We start from the raw sequence: 19,875 nt of genomic DNA, 5'->3' as shown, positions 1-19,875 counted from the left end.
GTCGGTTAGAAAATAAGGTCAGGACTTCTTTTTAAAGCTGTCCAGAATTAGCAGGGCGACGCCCACGCAGATCGCCGAATCGGCCACGTTAAACGCGGGCCAATAGTAACTCTGGTAGTGGAAGAACAGGAAATCCACCACATAGCCCAGTGTCAGTCGGTCATACAGGTTGCCCAGCGCCCCGCCTAATACTAGGGCCAGCGCAAAACAGAAAAGTTTCTGTGAGGGATGGCGACGCAGCATGAACAGGATAATGCCCGATGCAATCAGGGCAATCGCACTGAAAAACACACGCTGCCAGCCGCCCGCCTGACTCAGGAAGCTGAATGCCGCCCCCTCGTTGTGGTAACGCACCAGATCAAAAAATGAGGTGATGGGCAGATGCTCGCCATACGCAAACGCCTTCACCACCAGATGCTTGGTGTACAGATCGAGCGCGATGACCGCCGCGCTAAGCGCCAGCCATTTACGCATGCTGACGTGGCTCACCGGCACCAAACAGATTGCTGACGCAGCGGCCGCAGAGGGTCGGGTGGTCGGCATGGGCACCGACATCGGCGCGGTAATGCCAGCAACGATCACACTTTTTATACTTGCTAGGCACTACGCTAACACCGTCAACCGCATTGTCAGAAGACTTTTCCAACCTGACGTCTGAAACGATAAAGACAAACTTGAGGTCGTCACCCAGAGAAGAAAGAGCATCAAAAGCTGATGAAGCATCAATTTGAAGCTCTGCCTGCAGCGATGAACCGATCAGCCCTTGCGATCGCTGAACCTCCAACTCCTTCATGACAAAGGATCTGAACTCTCGTATCTTTTCCCATTTTTCAAGCAACCCTGACTCTTCCATAGCAGGAAACTCATACCACTCTTCCTCAAACACGCTATCGTCCGCGCTCAAGCCCAGCGTCTGCCAGATTTCATCCGAAGTAAAGCTGAGGATAGGCGCCATCAAGCGCATCAGCCCGTGCGTGATATGGTAGAGCGCGCTTTGCGCAGCACGGCGCGCATGCGAACTGGCACCGGTGGTGTAGAGGCGATCTTTCAGGATATCCAGGTAGAAACCACCCAGGTCTTCTGAGCAGAAGCCGACAAATTTCTGCACCGCGAGGTGGAACTCATACTTGTCGTAATCCTTGACGATGGATTCCTGCAGTTGCGTGGTCAGCACCAGCGCATAGCGGTCAATTTCCAGCCATTGATCCACTGGCAGCAAATCCTGGCTGGCATCAAAGTCAGCCAGATTGGCCAGCAGGAAGCGCAAGGTATTGCGGATGCGACGATAGCCTTCGGCCACGCGTTTCAGGATTTCATCGGAGATGGTCAGCTCGCCGGAGTAATCAGTGGAAGCCACCCACAGACGCAGGATATCGGCGCCATAGGTGTCCATCACCTTTTGGGGCGCGACGACATTGCCCTTGGATTTGCTCATCTTGTGACCAGCGCCATCCACGACAAAACCATGTGTCAGCAAGGCGTTATACGGCGCGCGGCCATCGATGGCACACCCCGTCAGCAGGCTGGACTGGAACCAGCCACGATGCTGGTCCGAGCCTTCCAGGTAAAGATCAGCCGGGCTGCGCAGCTCTTCGCGCCGCTTCAGCACGGCTGCATGCGTGGCGCCGGAATCAAACCAGACATCCAGGGTATCGGTGACTTTTTTATATTGCTCGGCATTGTCCGGGACATGTTGGGCGAGGAAGGCAGCGCCATCCAGCGAGAACCAGGCTTCGACGCCCTGTTGTTCCACTTGCAGCGCAACGGTTTCCAGCAGGCGCATGGTCTCAGGATGCAGTTCGCCGGTTTCCTTGTGCACAAAAAGCGGCATGGGCACGCCCCAGTTGCGCTGACGCGACACGCACCAATCCGGACGATTCTTGATCATGGCTTCAAGGCGCGCGCGGCCCCATGTCGGGAAGAATTCGGTGGCATCGACCGCCTGGTTGGCATGTTCGCGCAAGCTGGTGCCGGTCTTGTCCTGGGCATTCATACCGATAAACCATTGATGCGTCGCCAGTTGCATCAACGGCGTCTTGTGGCGCCAGCAATGCGGGAAGCTGTGATTCAGACGGGCGCTGGCAAACAGCACTCCGTTTTCCTGCAGCTTGGCGAGGATGACCTTGTTGGCTTCCTGACGGCTGAGGCCGCGAATGGCGTCCAATTCAACCAGGTCACTCGTGAAGAATTTGCCATCGCCGCCGAGCAGTACACGCGGCTTTTCACTGGGGTAATGAGCACGCATTACCAGCCAGTCGTCGTTACCGTGGGCCGCTGCCGTATGCACCAGGCCGGTACCAGCATCGGTAGTGACATGTTCCCCCGTGATCACAGGCACCTGGCGATTATCGAAGGGATGTTGCAGCATGAAGCCCATCAGGCTTGCGCCTTTGCAACTGCCCAGCGTCGTCGCGTCTTCTTCGCCGTAGCGCGTGAGCGTGGCTTCAGCCAAGGCATGTGCTAATACCAGCAAGCCCTTGCTGGTGCGGATCACATCATAGTCCAGCTCAGGATGCACACTCACCGCCTGGTTGGCAGGCAGGGTCCAGGGCGTTGTCGTCCAGATAACAGCATACACGTCACCGTCCAATCGCGTATCAAAAACGGCACTCAGCGCGGCATTGTCAATAAAGCGAAACCCCACATCTATGGCAGGAGAATTGACATCTTCGTACTCCACTTCGGCTTCGGCCAAGGCGGAGCCGCAGTCCACGCACCAATGCACGGGCTTGCTGCCCTGATACAGGTAACCATTCTGATAGATCTCGCCCAGGGCGCGCATGATGTCGGCCTCGGTCTTGAAATCCATGGTCAGGTAGGGATGATCCCAATCGCCCAGCACGCCCAGACGGATGAAATCCTTCTTCTGGCGTTCGATTTGCTCCTTGGCATATTCGCGACACAACTCGCGAAAGTGGGCAGGATCGATATTCTTGCCGTGCTGCTTTTCCACCATCAGCTCGATAGGCAGGCCGTGGCAATCCCAGCCCGGCACATAAGGCGCATCAAAACCGCTCAGGGTCTTGGATTTGACGATGATGTCCTTCAGGATTTTGTTGACGGCATGACCGATGTGAATATCCCCGTTGGCATAAGGCGGGCCGTCATGCAGGATGAATTTCTGCTTGCCCTGACGTGCCTTGCGGATGCGCTGGTAAAGTTTTTTATCCTGCCAGGCTTTCAGCCAGCCTGGCTCACGCTTGGCGAGATCGCCACGCATGGGGAAGCTGGTTTCCGGCAAGTTAAGCGGGTATTTGGTTTCGTCGGTCATGAACACGTGTCTTTAAGTTGAGCCGTATGGTTTGCAAAAGTGAAACGGTATTATAAAAAGTCAGGCACCCTGATCAGCCACCTTGGCTTGCAAAAAAGGTGCGGGCCTGAGCACTATCCAGCGCTATCTGTTGCTTGAGCGCATCCAACCCGGGGAACTTCATTTCCTCACGCAGCTTTTTCAGGAAGCTGACATGGACATGGCGGTCGTAAAGGTCGCCGCTGTAATCCAGCAGATGGACCTCAAGACTCAGGCGCGGGGTTCCGGCAATGGTCGGGCGCACGCCAAGATTGGCCACACCCGGCAAACCGTCCAATTTTACCGCATATACCCCGGTCAGTGCAGGCCGTTCGTGCCGCATGTGTATGTTTGCAGTGGGAAATCCCAGCTGGCGCCCCAATTTTCGACCATGCACGACCTTGCCGCTGATGCTGTAATAGCGTCCCAGCAAGGCACTCGCTAGTGGCAAGTCGCCGTCATGTAGCGCCTGACGCACGCGCGTGCTGGATATGCGATCGCCATCCAGTTGAATTTCCGGCACGCTTTCCAGTGAAAAGCCGGCCTGGCGCAGATCATCCAATCCACCCTGGCGCCGCGCACCAAAGCGAAAGTCATCGCCCACTAGAATGGCATCGGCATTCAACTGCCCACGCAGAATATCCTGCATGAAGGCAGAGGCCTCAAGCGCGGCGAAGCGCTGATTGAAATGGCAAACATAGACATCTGCCACACCAGCGTCGATAAAGTGTTCTAACTTCTCACGCAGTGAGGTCAACCGCGCTGGCGCTTGCAGAGGGGTGAAGAATTCGCGTGGATGCGGTTCAAAGGTCATGACTACAGGCTGCAGACCTCGCGCCGCGGCCACTTGCACCAGCTGGCGCAACAGCGCCTGATGGCCTAGGTGCACGCCATCAAAATTGCCTATCGCCAGCGCTGCGGGTAAGCGTTGCCCGCTATCAGGAAAATGCCGGAATACCCGCATCAGATAGCCACCCGCCGCATGAAGTCTTTCGGCCGTATGCCCATAAGCCATAGCGCGGCAAAATAAGTAACAGCCCCCAACCCGACCAACATGGCCACGGAAGTCAGTTTGGCCAGCAGCTTGAGATGCATCCAGTGCTGGTTATCGCCCATGGCGACATACAACACGCCCCCCATCACGGAAACCGCAACCAGCAACTTGAACATGAACCCCCACCAGCCGACTTGCGGTTTATAGATATTGGCTCGGCGCAGGTAGAAATACAGCAGCCCGGCATTGAGGCAAGCCCCCAGGCCGATAGCCAGTGCCAGCCCGGCATGCTTGAATGGACCGATAAACAGAAGGTTCATCGCCTGCGTCGCCAGCAAGGTGAAAATAGCGATCTTCACCGGAGTTTTGATGTCCTGACGCGAGTAAAACGCAGGTGCCAGCACCTTGACCAGAATCAGGCCAAGCAGCCCCAGGCTGTATGCCATCAGGGCCTGCCGTGTCATCCACACATCCTGTTCAGAAAACGCGCCATAGTGGAACAGGCTCGCCACCAGCGGCACGGCAATCACCGCCAGCGCCACCGCCGCTGGCAAGGCCAGAATAAAGGTCAGCCGCAGCCCCCAGTCGAGCAATTGTGAGTATTCGCCATCGGCCTTGTCAGCAAAGCTTTTGGACAGGCTGGGCAAGAGGATAGTCCCGAGAGCCACCCCCAGAATGCCGGTAGGAAACTCCATCAGACGGTCTGCGTAGTACAGCCAGGAGACACTGCCAGTCTGCAGAAACGAGGCAAAAATGGTATTGATGAGCAGTGATATTTGCGCAATCGACACCCCGAAAACCGCCGGGCCCATCAAGCGCAGGATACGCCATACCCCCTCATCCCCCAGGCCCAGTCGTATGCGTGGCAGCAGCCCGATCTGGCGCAAATATGGCACTTGATATACCAGCTGCAACACGCCTCCGGCAAATACCGCCCACCCCAGCACCATCACGGGAGGATCAAAATAAGGGGCAAAAAACAGCGCGGCCACAATGAACGTGATATTGAGCCAGACTGGCGTAAAGGCAGGCACGGAAAACTTGCTGTAAGTATTCAGCACGCCGCCCGCCAGCGAGACCAGCGAGATAAAGAAAATGTAGGGAAACGTCACCCGCAACAGTGCCACGGTCATGGCAAATTTATCCGGCTCGGCTTCAAAGCCAGGCGCACTGATATACACCACCCAGGGCGCTGCCAGCATGCCCAATATCGTCACGACGATGAGCGCCAGACCCAGCAAGGTTGCCACGTGATCCACCAGAAGGCGGGTTTCCTCGTGGCCACGCCGGTTTTTATATTCAGCCAGCACCGGCACAAAAGCCTGCGAAAATGCGCCCTCTGCAAACAGGCGACGCAAAAGATTGGGGATTTTGAAGGCGACAAAAAAAGCATCGGTATAAATACCGGCGCCAAATACACGAGCGATGAGCGTGTCACGCACAAAACCGAGGATGCGCGAAACAAAGGTCATGCTGCCGACAGTAGCCAGAGCTTTTAGGAGGTTCATTACGCCAGTATTTTCAATTAATATTCTGCCACCGCCGTGGGTTGGCGCGGAGCCATCTATAATGCGCGTGGGCTGCGAAGCCACTCATCAAGTCCAAAACCTGAAAATTACTCATGGTATTCGGGCCAGAGACCAGGGAACCAATCCCGGAATATTGCTTTTGCAAGCCAAGATCAGCAGCGCAAATAAAGCCATGAATACAAGCGCATGATTTTAGCATGTCCATATGGCAAGCCTAAAGCGCAACATGCGCGAGACAACTTGCACGATGGCAAAAAAACGGCTAATATGCTCGGCTTCGAATTTACAAACTTGATTAGGATTATCCATGGCTAATAGCGCACAGGCGAGAAAACGTGCCCGTCAGGCAGTTAAGCAACGCGCCCACAACGCCAGCTTACGTTCCACTCTGCGCACCGCGATCAAAAAGATCATCAAAGCGGTTGAAGCAGGTGACAAAGCTGCCGCACAAACTGCTTACATCGAAAATGTAAGCGTGATTGATCGTATCGCGGACAAGAATATCATCCATAAGAACAAGGCAGCTCGCCATAAGAGCCGCCTGTCAGCCTCTATCAAGGCCATGGCGTAATATTCAAGTTACATAGATGCAAGCAAAAAAGCCGAACAAATGTTCGGCTTTTTTATTGGGCGCTTGCGCCATGCGCTTACTCATACCATTCGCGGCTCAGCCCCTTCTCGTGCATGGCGGGAATTAAATTCCACTTCATTCAGCCCAGGATCAGGACACAGCACCGCCCGATCTTAAATGTCGGGCAACAAAAAAGAGGGCACAAACTTCGCGCCCTCCACACTTCACCATTCAATCCAGTTTCCGGATCATTACTCACCAATACCTAACGCTTCACGCGCCTGCATGGCCAAGCCATAAGCATTGTCCGCATTCGCATCCACCACCGTGAAATGTCCCATCTTGCGCCCAGCGCGCGGCTCATGCTTGCCATACAAATGCAGCTTGAGCGCTGGCACGGCGAAGGCTGCCGCCCAATCTGGTTCGCCTGCCTGCCAGATATTGCCGAGTATATTTACCATCACAGACGGACTATGCAAGTGGGCATCACCCAAGGCATGCCCGGTCAGCACACGTACTTGCTGTTCAAACTGGTTGGTCACGCAACCATCCAGCGTGTAGTGCCCGGAGTTGTGCGGCCGCGGAGCCATCTCATTCACCAAAATCTGGTCGCCACAGACAAAAAACTCCACCCCAAGCACGCCGACATATTCCAGCTTCTGGGCAAGCTCAATCGCCAGTGCCGTGGCCTTTTCGCGCAATGCATCATCACACCGCGCCGGAGCAATGCTGACATCCAGAATGCCGTTCAGATGGCTGTTTTCTGCCACTGGGAACGCAGCCACATGCCCATGCACATCACGCGCCAGCACTACAGAAACCTCAAGGTCCAGCGCCAGCATTTTCTCCAGCACGCAGGTTTCGCCACCAAACTGCTCAAAAGCGGCTTCGGCTTCCTCGCGTCCAGTCACACGTGCCTGCCCCTTACCGTCGTAACCAAAACGCGCGACCTTTAAAATTGCCGGATAAATCGTTGCATCCACTGCGTCAAAATCTGCAGCGGATTCAATCACATGAAATGGTGCTACTGGCAAACCAGCATCACGAATAAAGTTTTTTTCCAGGACGCGGTGCTGTGCCGTAGCAACTGCAGCAGCAGCCGGACGGACGATACGGGTCTGCTCAAAAAACTCCAGCGTTTCAGCTGGGACATTTTCAAATTCGGTAGTAATCGCAACACAGCTTTGCGCCATGGATTCGAGCGCTTCGCGATCATCGTAAGGCGCGCACAAATGCACATCCGCAATCTTGCCTGCCGGGCTATTCAGGTCAGGGTCGAGCACAGTCACCCGGTAGCCCATTTCATGCGCAGCAATCACAAAAAAACGGCCCAGTTGGCCGCCGCCCAGCATGCCGAGCATGGCAGGCGGCAAAATCTTGGAAGAAAGTTCAGCTAATTTCACGCTCAAGGTTGCTCCGATAATTGCATGGCAAATACTTTGTCGGCCTGGGCCGCACGGAATTCATTCAGCTTGGTGGTCAGCGCAGCATCCTGTGTCGCCAGCATGGCGATGGCAAACAAGCCAGCGTTTGCCGCCCCAGCTTCGCCAATGGCAAAGGTGGCCACAGGGATACCCTTGGGCATCTGCACAATCGATAACAGGGAATCTTGCCCCTGCAAATGCTTGGAAGGCACAGGCACGCCCAGAACAGGCAATATGGTCTTGGCAGCGACCATGCCGGGCAAGTGAGCAGCCCCACCAGCACCGGCAATAATCACCTTGAAGCCACGCTCAGCGGCCTGTTCGGCAAACTCGAACATCAGGTCTGGAGTGCGATGAGCCGACACCACGCGGGCTTCATATGCGACACCAAAATCCGCCAGCATTTGCGCCGCGAGCCGCATGACGGGCCAATCGCTATCAGACCCCATGATGATGGCGACTTGCGCCTGTGTTGTAGACATGGAAGCTACCTTTACAAAAGAATAAGATTATCGCGGTGAATCAGTTCGGCTTCATCCACATAGCCCAGTATCTGGGCGATATCCGCACTGGGCTTGCGCAGGATGCGCGAGGTTTCACTGGCACTGTAATTAACCAGACCACGCGCAATCTCGTGCCCTTGCTGATCAAAACACGCAACCGCCTCGCCACGCTCGAAGGTGCCCTCTACTGCAACCACGCCAATAGGCAGCAGGCTTTTGCCATCATCACGTAACGCTTTAACTGCACCTTCGTCCATGACGACCCTGCCGGAAAGACGGAGGTGATCTGCCAGCCATTGTTTTTTGGCCAGCAATTTCACCTGGCCCGCCTGCAGATGCGTCCCCACCGCTTCACCTGCCGCCAGACGAACCAGCACCTGCGGTTCGCGGCCTGAGGCGATCACGGTATGGGCACCACTCCGTGCTGCACGCTTGGCCGCCAGTATCTTGGTCAGCATGCCACCGGTACCGACACTGCTGCCCGCGCCACCTGCCATGGCTTCCAGTTCAGGAGCACCGGCCACCGCGTGATTAATGAATTGGGCATCGGGATTTTTGCGTGGATCGGCCGAGTACAACCCTTGCTGATCGGTAAGAATAACCAGCGCATCCGCTTCAATCAGATTGGCCACCAGCGCGCCCAGGGTGTCGTTATCCCCAAAGCGGATTTCGTCGGTGACGACCGTATCGTTTTCATTAATGATGGGGATAACACCGAGATCAAGCAGGGTACGCAATGTGCTGCGTGCATTCAGGTAACGCTTGCGGTCGGCCAGGTCATCATGTGTCAGCAGCACTTGGGCCGTATGCAGGCCGTGCTTGCTGAAGCAGCTTTCGTACATCTGCACCAGGCCCATCTGCCCAACAGCCGCTGCAGCCTGCAACTCATTAACCGCCCTGGGGCGTTTTTTCCAGCCTAGGCGCTGCATACCTTCGGCAACAGCTCCACTGGAAACCAGCACCACTTGCCGCGACTGCTTTACCAGATGCGAAATCTGGTCTGCCCAGGCGGCAATCGCCTGACGATCCAGGCCCTCACCATTATTGGTGACCAGACTTGAACCTACCTTGACGACAATGCAGTCAGCCTCAAGCAGCAGGGAGTCCATCTTGATCCTCTTGCGCATGCTCACCTGCGCGTACAGATTCGATATGTTCCATGATGGCGTAGGTCAGCTCTTTGCAACCGATGCCTGCCAGCGCCGAAATGGCGAACACACGCCCTTCCCAGCCATAATCCCGCACAAATGCCGCGACCACCTCGGCACTGTCAGACAGCATGTCGACCTTATTCAGCACCAGCCAACGTGGCTTTTGATAAAGCGCCTCGTCGTATTTGCGCAGCTCTTCCACAATCGCACGTGCTTCTTTCACCGGATCGACCGCCTCATCAAAAGGCGCAATATCGACAAGGTGCAGCAACAACCGCGTGCGTGCCAGATGTCGCAGGAACTGGTGACCGAGACCGGCCCCTTCGGCAGCGCCTTCTATCAGCCCGGGAATATCGGCGATGACAAAACTGCGATTGGTATCCACGCGTACCACGCCCAGATTGGGATGCAGCGTGGTAAAAGGATAATCAGCCACCTTGGGCTTGGCCGCAGAAACCGAGCGAATAAACGTCGATTTGCCTGCATTGGGCATGCCGAGCAAGCCCACATCAGCCAATACCTTCAGCTCGAAATAAAGCTCAAACTCTTCGCCAGGCTCCCCCTTGGTACATTGGCGAGGGGAACGATTGACACTGGATTTGAAGTGAATATTGCCCAGGCCGCCATTGCCGCCTTTAGCCAACAAGGCTTGCTGCCCATGCTCGGCAAGGTCGATCAACACCTGCTCGGTGGCCTTGTTGCTGATCACCGTGCCCACGGGCACGCGCAGAATCAGGTCTTCACCACCCGCGCCATACTGATCCGAACCGCGACCATTTTCACCGCGCTGGGCGCGGAATGTTCGGGTGTATCGATAATCCACCAGAGTATTGATGTTACGGTCAGCGACCGCATAGATGGAGCCACCACGACCGCCATCGCCGCCATTGGGACCGCCCATGGGCTCGTACTTTTCGCGCCGGAAGGTGGCTACGCCATTACCGCCGTCACCAGCGTAGACCTTGATGGTTGCTTCATCTATGAATTTCATGTTTTCCAGTCAATCTCAATATCGACAAGCGCGGCTTATTATAGCAAGCCGTTTTTTCCGACATGCACGCCTGAAATAAAAAAGCCCTATCTGTGCGATAGGGCTTTTACCAACCTGTGCTGCGGATTAAGCAGGGATGATGCTGACCAGCTTGCGACGCAGAGCGCCCTTAACTGAGAAAGCAACCTTGCCATCCACCTTGGCAAACAGGGTGTGATCCTTGCCCATGCCGACATTGTCACCAGCGTGCATGCGGGTGCCACGCTGACGAACAATGATGCTGCCAGCAGAAACCAATTGGTCGCCGAAGGCTTTCACGCCCAGTCGCTGGGCCTGTGAGTCGCGGCCGTTACGGGAACTACCGCCTGCTTTTTTGTGTGCCATGTTTTATTCCTTATCTCAAGTAACTGCAGCCGAATTACTTGGCAGCAATGTTTTCGATCTGGATTTCAGTGAAATCCTGACGATGACCCTGGGTCTTGCGATAGTGCTTGCGACGACGCATCTTGAAGATCAAGACCTTGTCAGCACGACCGTGTGCGACCACCTTGGCCTTGACAGTGGCACCAGCGATGACAGGAGCACCGATAGTAACGTTGTCGCCGTCAGCAACCATTAATACTTGGTCGATGGTGATGTCGCTACCGACTTCGCCCACCAACTTCTCAACCTTAAGTTTGTCGCCGGCTGCTACACGGTACTGCTTACCGCCGGTCTTGATGACTGCATACATGATCTAGCCTCGTTCGCTACGCATTCAAATGAATCGAGCATTATACGGAAAATTGGACGTTTAGCAAATCTTAATGCGCTTTTCCGCAAACAATTCGCCATAACGTCGACATTATGCCGCAGACGTTGCGCAAGGCCAACAAGCACGGGACAAGCGCTGTATAAGGCCAGACCCTATATGTTAAAATGCCGCATCTAATTCTGGCTGATACTCGTGTCCCTCGCTTTTATACAATCCTGCATCGCTCAAGACATGCAAGCAGTCGACGCGGTGATTCGCAAATCTCTCCATTCCGATGTTGTTCTGATCAACCAGGTTGCCGAGTACATCATCAACAGCGGGGGCAAGCGCCTGCGGCCGGCGCTGGTTCTTCTCTCGGCCGGCGCGTTTGGCGAGGTAAATGCGCGCCATCATGAACTCGCCGCCGTTGTGGAGTTCATCCACACCGCCACCTTGCTGCACGACGATGTCGTCGATGAATCTGCCATGCGCCGTGGCCGCGCCACTGCCAACACCTTGTTTGGCAATGCAGCCAGCGTGCTGGTGGGCGACTTCATCTATTCACGTGCTTTTCAGATGATGGTCGGCGTTGAAAGCATGCGCGTGATGGAAGTACTGGCAGAAGCCACCAACATCATCGCAGAAGGCGAAGTGTTGCAATTGCTGAACGTACACGATGCCGACATCACCGATGAGGCATACCTCAAGGTCATCCATTACAAAACAGCCAAGCTGTTTGAGGCTGCCACCCGACTGGGCGCGATTATCTGCTCAGCCTCCGAGCAGGATGAACAGGCGATGGCGGAGTACGGCATGCGGCTCGGCACTGCATTTCAATTGATTGATGACGTATTGGATTTCAGCGGCGACAGCCAGGAAATTGGCAAAAATCTGGGGGACGACCTGGCAGAAGGCAAACCAACACTACCTCTGCTGATCGCCATGCGTCTGGGTACTACTGCACAAGCCCAGACCATACGAAAAGCGATTGAAGAGGGTGGCCTGGATGAACTCCCCGCGGTCATGCAAGCTGTGCACGACACTGGCGCGCTTGATCAGGTGCGCGCGATTGCACGGCAGGAGGCCAAGGCGGGGTGCGACGCGATTCAGCATCTGCCGGACTCTCCTTCGCGCCAGGCCCTGTTGAAACTGGCCGAGTTTGCCGTTGACCGCACGTTCTGAATTAAACACACACGCGCAAACAAAAACGCCACCAGCCCTGAAAGGGCGGTGGCGTTTTTTATTCGACCTCAAGCCAGCCCGGCATCAAGCAGCCGGGAAGGCGATTAGCCCAATGCCTTATTAATTCAATACAATCTGCTCACCACTATCAGCGCGATAGTAGCTAAGGTGGGCGCAGGGGCTGGTATCAGGCGTGAGCGCTCCATCAAACAAGGCACGCCCATCAACATCCACCACGGCATACCCGTTATGGTAGAGCGTCACTTCGGCCTGCTGCCGTCCTTGCCGCATGGCAAAGCTCATGTATCCGTCGTCCTCCTCTTCTCCATAGACTTCCCAGTTGGAGCGGCCGGTCAACTGCTCCATCCATCCTGGAAGATCAACCTCTACGCGGCAAACGACCGGGGCTTCCCATGCAGCTTGGACAGTGTTTTCCATCATTCGCTTCCTTTCGTTTCAAGTGGTTGGTTAAGGTGTAAGTGGCGTCGATAGGGCGCAATTTCAAGTGTGACTGTACCCGACAGTGGATAGTTGCTTATATCTGTATAACGGTGCGATGATGCAGAAAGTTTAATGGAACAAGCGTATGCCCGACGTCATCAGCGATTTTCTTCAGGTATTGCAGGACTCCCCTGCCTTTTTTATTGCCGTTTCTGCCCTGCTTGGGCTTCTGGTGGGCAGCTTTCTGAATGTCGTCATTCATCGGCTGCCTAAAATGATGGAAGCGGAATGGCGACTGAATTGCCAGTCACTCGACGGGCAGGCACCCTCAGAACCCCCGAAAAAATTCAACCTGCTGACGCCACGCTCCAGCTGTCCACACTGCGGGCATGCCATCACCGCGCTGGAGAACATCCCCGTCATCAGCTACATCGGCCTGCGCGGAAAATGCCGCGCTTGCAAAGCGCCCATCAGCTTACGCTACCCCGCGATCGAGCTGCTCACCGGTCTCTTAATTGCTTTGGTGAGTTGGAAACTGGGCTATTCTGGCATTACCGTAGTTGCCTGGTTGTTTGTCTTTGCATTGATTGCCCTGACGTTCATTGACCTGGACACCCAACTGCTGCCGGATGACATCACGCTCCCTTTGCTATGGCTGGGCCTACTGGTCAATCTTAACGGCGGATTTACCGACTTACCCTCCGCCGTGACTGGCGCTGCGGCCGGATATCTCATCTTGTGGAGCATCTATTGGCTGTTCAAACTGATAACAGGCAAAGAAGGCATGGGCTACGGCGACTTCAAACTGCTTGCCGCCATCGGTGCTTGGTTTGGCTGGCAAATGCTGCCCGCCGTCATCCTGCTTTCCTCACTCGCGGGCTCCTTGATTGGCATAGGCTTGATTCTATTTGCCCGCCATGGTCGCAGCACGCCCATACCATTTGGCCCCTACCTGGCATTAGGCGGCATTGCCGCCTTGTTCTTCGGCCCCACCCTGGCAAGCTTTTACCTCGGCGGCTAACATGATCGTAGGACTGACGGGCGGCATCGGCAGCGGGAAGTCGGCAGCAGCAGCACAGTTCGCTGCTCTGGGCGTCCCTGTCATTGATGTCGATGTCATCTCGCACCAAATCACCGCTCCGGGACAAGCAGCCGTATTGGCGATAGCCGACGCACTGGGCGATGACATGCTTAGCGCGGATGGCAGCCTCAACCGCTCGGCTGTGCGCAGCAAGGTATTTCAAGACGCATCGGCGCGCAAGCAGTTGGAGGGCATATTGCACCCGGCCATCTATGAAGAGGCGCAACGCCAACTGCAACAGGTTTGCAACACCGCGCCTTACTGCATTATTGTAGTGCCCCTCCTTTTCGAGAGCGAACGCTACCAGCAGCTGATAGATCGCAGCCTGCTGATTGATTGTGAAGAATCCATACAGATTGCCCGCACCATGCATCGCAGCCAAATGTCTGAAATCGAAGTGAAAAACATCATGGCAGCCCAGCTACCACGCGAAACCCGTCGGCAACTTGCAAATGACACCATACTCAACAATGGCAGCCTGCAAGAATTACAAGAAAATGTCATTGCCTATCACCAAAAATACATTAATCCTTGCATAGTTAGCATTTAGATTTCATAATCCACCGTAACTTTAAAAACGCTAAGCGCTCAGCCAAAAAAGCCCGTGCCCAGTTACGATTACCCATTTAATGAACGTATCCGGACGCTGCTGCGCCTGGAGGATCTGTTCACTAAAGTGCTGCACAATATGGCGGCCGGGCATGAGTATCACCATCACTGCGCGCTGCTCTCCCTGTTCCAGATTCTCGATGTTATTGATCGCGCCGAACTCAAGGCGGATTTGTTGCAAGAGCTGGACAGGCAAAAGATCGTCATGAACAGCCTTCTTGGCAATCCTTCCATCGCTGAAAAGGTACTTACCGACCTGATCGGCGAGATTGAAAATACCAGCAAGACATTACGCCAGAACACGACCAAGCTTGGGCAAACCCTGCGCGATAATGACTGGCTGATGAGCATCAAACAGCGCGCTGGCATTCCGGGCGGCGTATGCGAGTTTGACTTGCCCTCCTACCATTACTGGCTGGGGCTGGGGGAAGACAGACGCCGTCAGGATCTCGACAACTGGTTGCAGCCATTGATCAGCATTTACGATGCCTTGCGCATCATCCTGCATATCCTGCGAGGCAGTGGCAATACCGTTGCCTTAACAGCGACCAATGGCGTTTACCAGCAAATGCTGGGAGGCTCAAAACCCGCCCAGATGCTGAGGCTGCAGGTCGACGATGATGTCGAATGCTTCCCGGAAGTCAGTGCCAACAAATACGCCATCAACATTCGTTTCAATAGCCTGGACTATGCGCAAAAGCCGCGTGCATGCGATAAAAACGTTAACTTCACCCTTACCCTGTGCAACCTGTAAAACCCATAAAAAAACGCTTGGTCACCTGTCCGCAATGCCAAGCCGTATCCGAATACTCCGTCGAAAATCGTTTTCGTCCCTTTTGCTCCGAGCGCTGCAAGCTGATTGACCTGGGCTTGTGGGCAGATGAAGGTTACCGTATTGCACAGCCCATAGAACCTGACGAATTCCTGGAAGAATAAGGAGTCATGCCCATGTTCAAACAGCTTAGATGTATCGCGCTATGCCTGTTACTGTCTGCCACCCAGAGCGCCTGGGCGGCCGATGCATTGCGCATCAGCCATGACTGGGTGCGTGCCACCGCACCGGGACAGGCAGTAGGCGCAGCCTACATGACACTGACCAGCACAGAAGACGCCACCCTGATCAAAGTGGAAAGTGATGTTGCAGGATCGGTAGAAATACACAGCATGACCATGAACGACGGTGTCATGCGCATGCGCATGTTGGAAACCTTGCCATTACAAGCGCAGCAAGCGGTCAACCTGGAACCGGGCGGCTTTCACCTGATGCTGTTTGATCTCAAGGGCCCGCTGAAAGCTGGCGCGAATGTTACGTTCAAATTGCATGTGCAGGACAGCCACGGCAAGCAGCATGTCTACACGCACAGCAGTCTGGTAAAAACGGCGACGGATTAGTCAGCGCCGCGGACCAGCGGCCATCAAAACACCCCTTAGCGCGGCTCCGCCTTGAAGGTGAACTGGTAGCGCTGCAGCCCGGTCGCCGTTTCCACATCAACACGCGCAATCCAGTCACTGCGCCCCTGCACACATACCGGCAGCGTAATATCCCCATGCCAGCGGCCATCGGGTTTCTGCAGCAGTCGGTATCTATTCAGTCCCATTTCCATGCCGTCCATGGCAAAACTGGCATGGACAGCCTGGGCACCCGCCATGGCGACATCAATACCAAAAGGCTTCAGCACCGCAGGCGGTGAGGCAAACACTACATGCAGGTTCTGATCACCACATCCGTCAACCGGTGCGGGGCAATATAACAACTTGATACTCTGCGGCACCGCTGGGGCACGCATATAGAAATAAAGCGCGGCCGCGCCCACCATAAGCAACAGCGCCAATACCGCCCATTTTCTGCGCTTAGCTGTTTTCATTCCAACACCCTCTCAACATGGCAATACCGTGCGCACCATGACGCCACGCCTCTGACAGATGGCATTTCTGCAAACCACCCAATGCATAGACTGGCAAGGCGTAGCCGGCAATGCCCTCGGCAAACCCATGCCAGCCCAGGGGCTTGGCATCTGGATGGGACAAGGTAGGCAGCACAGGGGAAAACACGACAAAATCGAGCTCAAGCTGAGCGGCGCGGGCGAGCTCGTGTGCATCATGACACGAAGCCCCCACCACCAAGCCTTCAGGCTTCTGCGGCAACGCCATCAGCGCCTGGCTGCTGAGATGCACGCCATCGGCATTCACCCTGAAAGCCAATTCCGGCGAGGCATTCAGCAATACCCTGGCACCGTAAGTGCGCGCCAGCGCAATAACTTTAGCGGTAAATGCCTGCAGAGCCTCTTCGTCCAGTTGCTTTTCGCGCACCTGTATCAGCTTCAACCCGCCTTGCAATGCCCGCTCCAGCCGGGCCAGAAACACCGGCTCACCAAGCCCTTCCAGCTGCGTAATGGCATACATGGAAGGCAAGCTCAACATGCGCAGCAAAGGCTCGTTCGCAGGCAGCAAAGGGCCGACATCCACCGCGGAAGGCCACTGCCAGGACAAGGCCTGTCCTTCGCGTCCATGCGGCTCGCCAGTCCAGCGCCGCACCTGATAGAAATGCAGTTGAACGGTACGCTCGGGATAAGCAAAGCGGCGCGTAATCCAGGGATAAGCCTCGACAATCTCGGTGCCGAGTTCCTCTTCAATTTCACGCTTAAGCGCTTGCAATACGGATTCGCCCTGCTCGATCTTGCCTCCGGGAAACTCCCACCACCCAGCCCAGGGTTTGCCTTCGGGGCGCTGCCCCAGGAGCACTTTGCCATCTTCCCGCACCAGCACGGCAACGGCCGCATGCACCACAGGCTTATCGGTCATTGTGCATCCGGAGGATTGCTCACGGCAGCCAACTCACTCAACTTGGCCTGCCCGGCATAATCACGGGCAAATTGCGAGGCAATACGACCACTGCGCGAACCGCGAGCCAGCGCAAACTGCAAGGCCGCCTGCCGCGCATCTTCGGTAAACGGCGTAACACCATGGTATTCCAGCCATTGCTCGGCAACACGCAAATAGTCTTGCTGGCTGAACGGGTAGAACGACAGCCACAGGCCAAAGCGCTCTGATAGGGAAATTTTTTCTTCGGCAGTGTCGCCGGGACGTATCTCTTCGCCCAGATGCTGGGTTTCGAGATTTTCTGCCATGTACTCCGGCATCAGATGACGGCGATTGGAGGTGGCATACACCAGCACATTATCCGAGGTCGCCGAGACCGAGCCATCCAGCACCACCTTGAGCGCCTTGTAGCCAGGCTCACCAGCATCAAACGTCAGGTCATCGCAGAAGACAATAAAGCGCTCGGGACGCTCGCGCAAAATCGCCACGATCTCGGGCAATGACACCAGATCCTGCTTTTCCACTTCTACCAGCCGCAAACCATGCTGGGCAAAGTGGCTCAGCACCGCTTTCACCAGCGAAGACTTTCCAGTACCACGCGCGCCGGTCAGCAACACATTATTGGCCGGCAGGCCACGCACAAACTGCTCGGTGTTGCGCACGATGCGCGCCTTCTGTTCATCCACATTTTGCAGGCCATACAGGCTGACATAATGCGGGTGATGCACGGCTTGCAGATAGCCGCGCCCCTGATGCGCAACCCAGCGCCAGGCGATCGCACTCCAATCGGTATCCTGCGCCTGCGGCAGCAAGTGCTTTTCCAGACGGTCGAGCAGGCGCTCGGCTTTCTGTATCAATTGTTCAATATCTGCCATGGATGGCCTCGTCTGAATTCAAGAATCAGGAGCGATAGTCTGCATTGATCTTGACGTAATCATAGGAAAAATCACAGGTCCATACGGTCGCTTTCGCATTGCCGCGATTCAGCACCACCCGCACGGTGATTTCCGCTTCCTTCATGACGGCTGCCCCCTGCGCCTCTTCATAGCTGGCAGCACGGCCGCCATATTCCGCGACCAGCACATCGCCCAAATAAAGCTGCATGGCGTTGACATCCAGGTCAGCAATCCCGGCATACCCGATGGCCGCCAGAATACGGCCCAGATTCGGGTCCGAAGCAAAAAATGCCGTCTTGATCAGCGGGGAGTGCGCAATGGCATAGGCTACCTTGCGGCATTCTTCGCGGTCTTTGCCGGCTTCAACATGTATCGTCATGAATTTGGTGGCACCCTCGCCATCACGCACAATGGCTTGCGCCAGTTCAACGGCGACTTCTGTCATCACCGCACGCAAGGCCTCAAACTCACTGCTGCTTTCGCTAATTTCCGCATTTCCTGCCTGGCCCGTCGCCATCAGGATCAAGGAGTCATTGGTGGAGGTATCGCCATCGACGGTAATACAGTTGAACGAGTGGTTTACCGCGTGATCAATGATCGCCTGCAAAGCAGACCGACTAACTGCGGCGTCGGTCGCCACATAGCCCAGCATGGTCGCCATGTTGGGATGTATCATGCCAGAGCCCTTGGCAATACCGGTCACCGTCACCAGTTTGCCGCCCAGCGTGACCTGACGCGATGCGCCCTTGGCCACGATATCGGTCGTCATGATGGCTTCGGCCGCATCCAGCCAGCCATCTGCGCGTTGATCTGCCACGGCCGCCGGCAACCCTGCTATCAGGCGATCAATCGGTAAAGGTTCCAGAATGACGCCAGTTGAAAATGGCAGAATTTGCTCAGCCTGGCAGCCCAGCAACTTCGCCAGGGCATCGCAGGTTTCGCGTGCATGCCGCATGCCGGGCTCGCCAGTACCTGCGTTGGCATTGCCCGTATTCACCACCAGCGCACGGATTTCATTTTCACCGGCCAGGTGTTCACGGCAAAGCGTGACAGGGGCAGCACAAAACCGGTTCTGCGTGAATACGCCAGCCACGCGCGTTCCTGGGCTCAGTTGCATCACCAGCACATCCTTGCGGTCTGGCTTGCGGATATGCGCTTTGGCATATCCTAGCGTAATGCCGGCAACCGGCTTCAGGGTAGTTGCATCAGGAGCAGTAAGATGAACAGGCATGTGGAGGTTTCCCGAAATATGGACACGAAATTAGAAGGTAGTCGCGATTTTACCCGATCACCGCGACAAGGGCATGACATGCAGACTGAGACCCACCCTGAGCGTCATTCCTCCGCGCGAGGTGTAGCAAGCAAATGAGAAGACAGGATCAGTCGTCGAACCGGGCAATATCGATCTGCCGCTGCGCCAGCCGCTCCTTCACCTCGTGGCGCTGTTGTGGCGACATATCCCACCACTCGCGAATCTCATCTATGGTGCGAAAGCAACCTTCGCATAAACCAGTCTCTTCATTCATGGCACAGACGCCGATACAAGGCGAGGATACAACAGTGGCATTAGGATCAGAACTCATGGGAAACAACCTCTGGAGAATAGCCTCGGGATTATAACAAACATGCAGCGAGCTATAGGCGCAGAAAACCCTGGAGAT

General features: G+C 55.5%; 23 protein-coding genes. 7 read left to right on the top strand and 16 right to left on the bottom strand.

The features are described 5' to 3' along the window. Positions 1 to 18: 18 nt before the first annotated feature. From lspA to murJ, 4 genes are all read right to left on the bottom strand, one after another. Positions 19 to 474, bottom strand: a complete 456-nt coding sequence (lspA, locus tag LG203_RS01670; protein WP_230344207.1) for a signal peptidase II — start codon at positions 472 to 474, stop codon at positions 19 to 21. Continuing rightward, a complete protein-coding gene (gene ileS, locus LG203_RS01665) occupies positions 467 to 3,271 on the bottom strand; it encodes an isoleucine--tRNA ligase (RefSeq protein ID WP_230344206.1) in 2,805 nt (934 codons plus the stop codon). The genes lspA and ileS overlap by 8 nt, the downstream gene beginning before the upstream one ends. Before the next feature lie 73 nt (positions 3,272 to 3,344). Next, positions 3,345 to 4,253 (bottom strand): bifunctional riboflavin kinase/FAD synthetase, encoded by a 909-nt coding sequence (locus tag LG203_RS01660; protein WP_230344205.1) that lies wholly within the window; start codon positions 4,251 to 4,253, stop codon positions 3,345 to 3,347. Next, positions 4,253 to 5,791: a murein biosynthesis integral membrane protein MurJ gene (gene murJ / locus LG203_RS01655; protein WP_230344204.1), complete on the bottom strand. Its 1,539-nt coding sequence runs from the start codon at positions 5,789 to 5,791 to the stop codon at positions 4,253 to 4,255. The genes LG203_RS01660 and murJ overlap by 1 nt, the downstream gene beginning before the upstream one ends. A gap of 328 nt (positions 5,792 to 6,119) precedes the next feature. Between murJ and rpsT the strand changes: the two genes are divergently transcribed. After that, positions 6,120 to 6,383, top strand: a complete 264-nt coding sequence (gene rpsT, locus LG203_RS01650) for a 30S ribosomal protein S20 (RefSeq protein WP_013441347.1) — start codon at positions 6,120 to 6,122, stop codon at positions 6,381 to 6,383. A 251-nt stretch (positions 6,384 to 6,634) separates the two neighbouring features. On the opposite strand, the gene LG203_RS01645 is transcribed toward rpsT, so the two are convergent. From LG203_RS01645 to rplU, 6 genes are all read right to left on the bottom strand, one after another. After that, the gene (locus LG203_RS01645) at positions 6,635 to 7,792 is read right to left on the bottom strand and encodes a 5-(carboxyamino)imidazole ribonucleotide synthase (protein WP_268867307.1); all 1,158 of its coding nucleotides are present in this window, start codon (positions 7,790 to 7,792) and stop codon (positions 6,635 to 6,637) included. Continuing rightward, positions 7,789 to 8,289: a 5-(carboxyamino)imidazole ribonucleotide mutase gene (gene purE / locus LG203_RS01640; RefSeq protein ID WP_230344203.1), complete on the bottom strand. Its 501-nt coding sequence runs from the start codon at positions 8,287 to 8,289 to the stop codon at positions 7,789 to 7,791. The genes LG203_RS01645 and purE overlap by 4 nt, the downstream gene beginning before the upstream one ends. Before the next feature lie 11 nt (positions 8,290 to 8,300). Beyond that, positions 8,301 to 9,419 carry a glutamate 5-kinase gene (gene proB, locus LG203_RS01635; RefSeq protein WP_230344202.1) on the bottom strand — a complete coding sequence of 373 codons (1,119 nt, stop codon included), beginning with the start codon at positions 9,417 to 9,419 and terminating at the stop codon, positions 8,301 to 8,303. After that, positions 9,400 to 10,452 (bottom strand): Obg family GTPase CgtA, encoded by a 1,053-nt coding sequence (cgtA, locus tag LG203_RS01630; RefSeq protein WP_230344201.1) that lies wholly within the window; start codon positions 10,450 to 10,452, stop codon positions 9,400 to 9,402. Before cgtA ends, proB begins: the two co-directional genes overlap by 20 nt. 126 nt (positions 10,453 to 10,578) lie before the next feature. Continuing rightward, positions 10,579 to 10,836 (bottom strand): 50S ribosomal protein L27, encoded by a 258-nt coding sequence (rpmA, locus tag LG203_RS01625; protein ID WP_013441342.1) that lies wholly within the window; start codon positions 10,834 to 10,836, stop codon positions 10,579 to 10,581. Positions 10,837 to 10,870: 34 nt separating this feature from the next. Then, positions 10,871 to 11,185: a 50S ribosomal protein L21 gene (rplU, locus tag LG203_RS01620; RefSeq protein WP_013441341.1), complete on the bottom strand. Its 315-nt coding sequence runs from the start codon at positions 11,183 to 11,185 to the stop codon at positions 10,871 to 10,873. A gap of 213 nt (positions 11,186 to 11,398) precedes the next feature. On the opposite strand from rplU, the gene ispB reads away from it, so the two are divergent. Next, entirely contained in the window at positions 11,399 to 12,367 is a 969-nt protein-coding gene (gene ispB, locus LG203_RS01615) for an octaprenyl diphosphate synthase (protein ID WP_328486291.1), read from the top strand. A 120-nt stretch (positions 12,368 to 12,487) separates the two neighbouring features. Here ispB and LG203_RS01610 read toward each other — a convergent pair whose 3' ends face one another. Further along, on the bottom strand, positions 12,488 to 12,808 hold the full coding sequence (locus LG203_RS01610; RefSeq protein ID WP_041361967.1) for a hypothetical protein: 321 nt from the start codon (positions 12,806 to 12,808) through the stop codon (positions 12,488 to 12,490). Between the two features lie 145 nt (positions 12,809 to 12,953). Here LG203_RS01610 and LG203_RS01605 point away from each other — a divergent pair, with 145 nt between their 5' ends. Genes LG203_RS01605 through LG203_RS01585 form a run of 5 tightly spaced genes read left to right on the top strand, consistent with a single transcriptional unit; the run spans position 12,954 to position 15,890 of the window. Continuing rightward, entirely contained in the window at positions 12,954 to 13,829 is an 876-nt protein-coding gene (locus tag LG203_RS01605) for a prepilin peptidase (protein ID WP_230344199.1), read from the top strand. 1 nt (position 13,830) lies between these two features. Continuing rightward, on the top strand, positions 13,831 to 14,439 hold the full coding sequence (gene coaE, locus LG203_RS01600; protein ID WP_230344198.1) for a dephospho-CoA kinase: 609 nt from the start codon (positions 13,831 to 13,833) through the stop codon (positions 14,437 to 14,439). A gap of 54 nt (positions 14,440 to 14,493) precedes the next feature. Then, on the top strand, positions 14,494 to 15,252 hold the full coding sequence (gene zapD, locus LG203_RS01595; RefSeq protein WP_230344197.1) for a cell division protein ZapD: 759 nt from the start codon (positions 14,494 to 14,496) through the stop codon (positions 15,250 to 15,252). After that, complete coding sequence (locus tag LG203_RS01590; RefSeq protein ID WP_041361966.1) at positions 15,240 to 15,434, top strand: DNA gyrase inhibitor YacG; 195 nt, start codon at positions 15,240 to 15,242, stop codon at positions 15,432 to 15,434. The genes zapD and LG203_RS01590 overlap by 13 nt, the downstream gene beginning before the upstream one ends. Positions 15,435 to 15,446: 12 nt before the next feature. Next, the gene (locus LG203_RS01585) at positions 15,447 to 15,890 is read left to right on the top strand and encodes a copper chaperone PCu(A)C (protein WP_230344196.1); all 444 of its coding nucleotides are present in this window, start codon (positions 15,447 to 15,449) and stop codon (positions 15,888 to 15,890) included. A gap of 35 nt (positions 15,891 to 15,925) precedes the next feature. Here LG203_RS01585 and LG203_RS01580 read toward each other — a convergent pair whose 3' ends face one another. The 5 genes from LG203_RS01580 to LG203_RS01560 all read right to left on the bottom strand — a co-directional run bounded on the left by LG203_RS01580 (position 15,926) and on the right by LG203_RS01560 (position 19,797). Beyond that, positions 15,926 to 16,363: a hypothetical protein gene (locus LG203_RS01580; protein WP_230344195.1), complete on the bottom strand. Its 438-nt coding sequence runs from the start codon at positions 16,361 to 16,363 to the stop codon at positions 15,926 to 15,928. After that, positions 16,350 to 17,300, bottom strand: coding sequence for a Nudix family hydrolase (locus tag LG203_RS01575; protein ID WP_230344194.1), 951 nt, complete (start codon positions 17,298 to 17,300; stop codon positions 16,350 to 16,352). Before LG203_RS01575 ends, LG203_RS01580 begins: the two co-directional genes overlap by 14 nt. Then, positions 17,297 to 18,193 carry an ATP-binding protein gene (locus LG203_RS01570; protein WP_230344193.1) on the bottom strand — a complete coding sequence of 299 codons (897 nt, stop codon included), beginning with the start codon at positions 18,191 to 18,193 and terminating at the stop codon, positions 17,297 to 17,299. The genes LG203_RS01575 and LG203_RS01570 overlap by 4 nt, the downstream gene beginning before the upstream one ends. 25 nt (positions 18,194 to 18,218) lie before the next feature. Further along, entirely contained in the window at positions 18,219 to 19,445 is a 1,227-nt protein-coding gene (gene argJ / locus LG203_RS01565; RefSeq protein ID WP_230344192.1) for a bifunctional glutamate N-acetyltransferase/amino-acid acetyltransferase ArgJ, read from the bottom strand. A gap of 148 nt (positions 19,446 to 19,593) precedes the next feature. After that, positions 19,594 to 19,797 carry a DUF1289 domain-containing protein gene (locus LG203_RS01560; protein WP_230344191.1) on the bottom strand — a complete coding sequence of 68 codons (204 nt, stop codon included), beginning with the start codon at positions 19,795 to 19,797 and terminating at the stop codon, positions 19,594 to 19,596. Positions 19,798 to 19,875 lie beyond the last annotated feature (78 nt).

This window comes from Methylovorus mays, assembly GCF_020531915.1.
Lineage (GTDB): Bacteria > Pseudomonadota > Gammaproteobacteria > Burkholderiales > Methylophilaceae > Methylovorus > Methylovorus mays.
The sequence above is the reverse complement of the archived record's forward strand: the minus strand, read 5'-3'. Positions and strand labels throughout refer to the sequence as shown.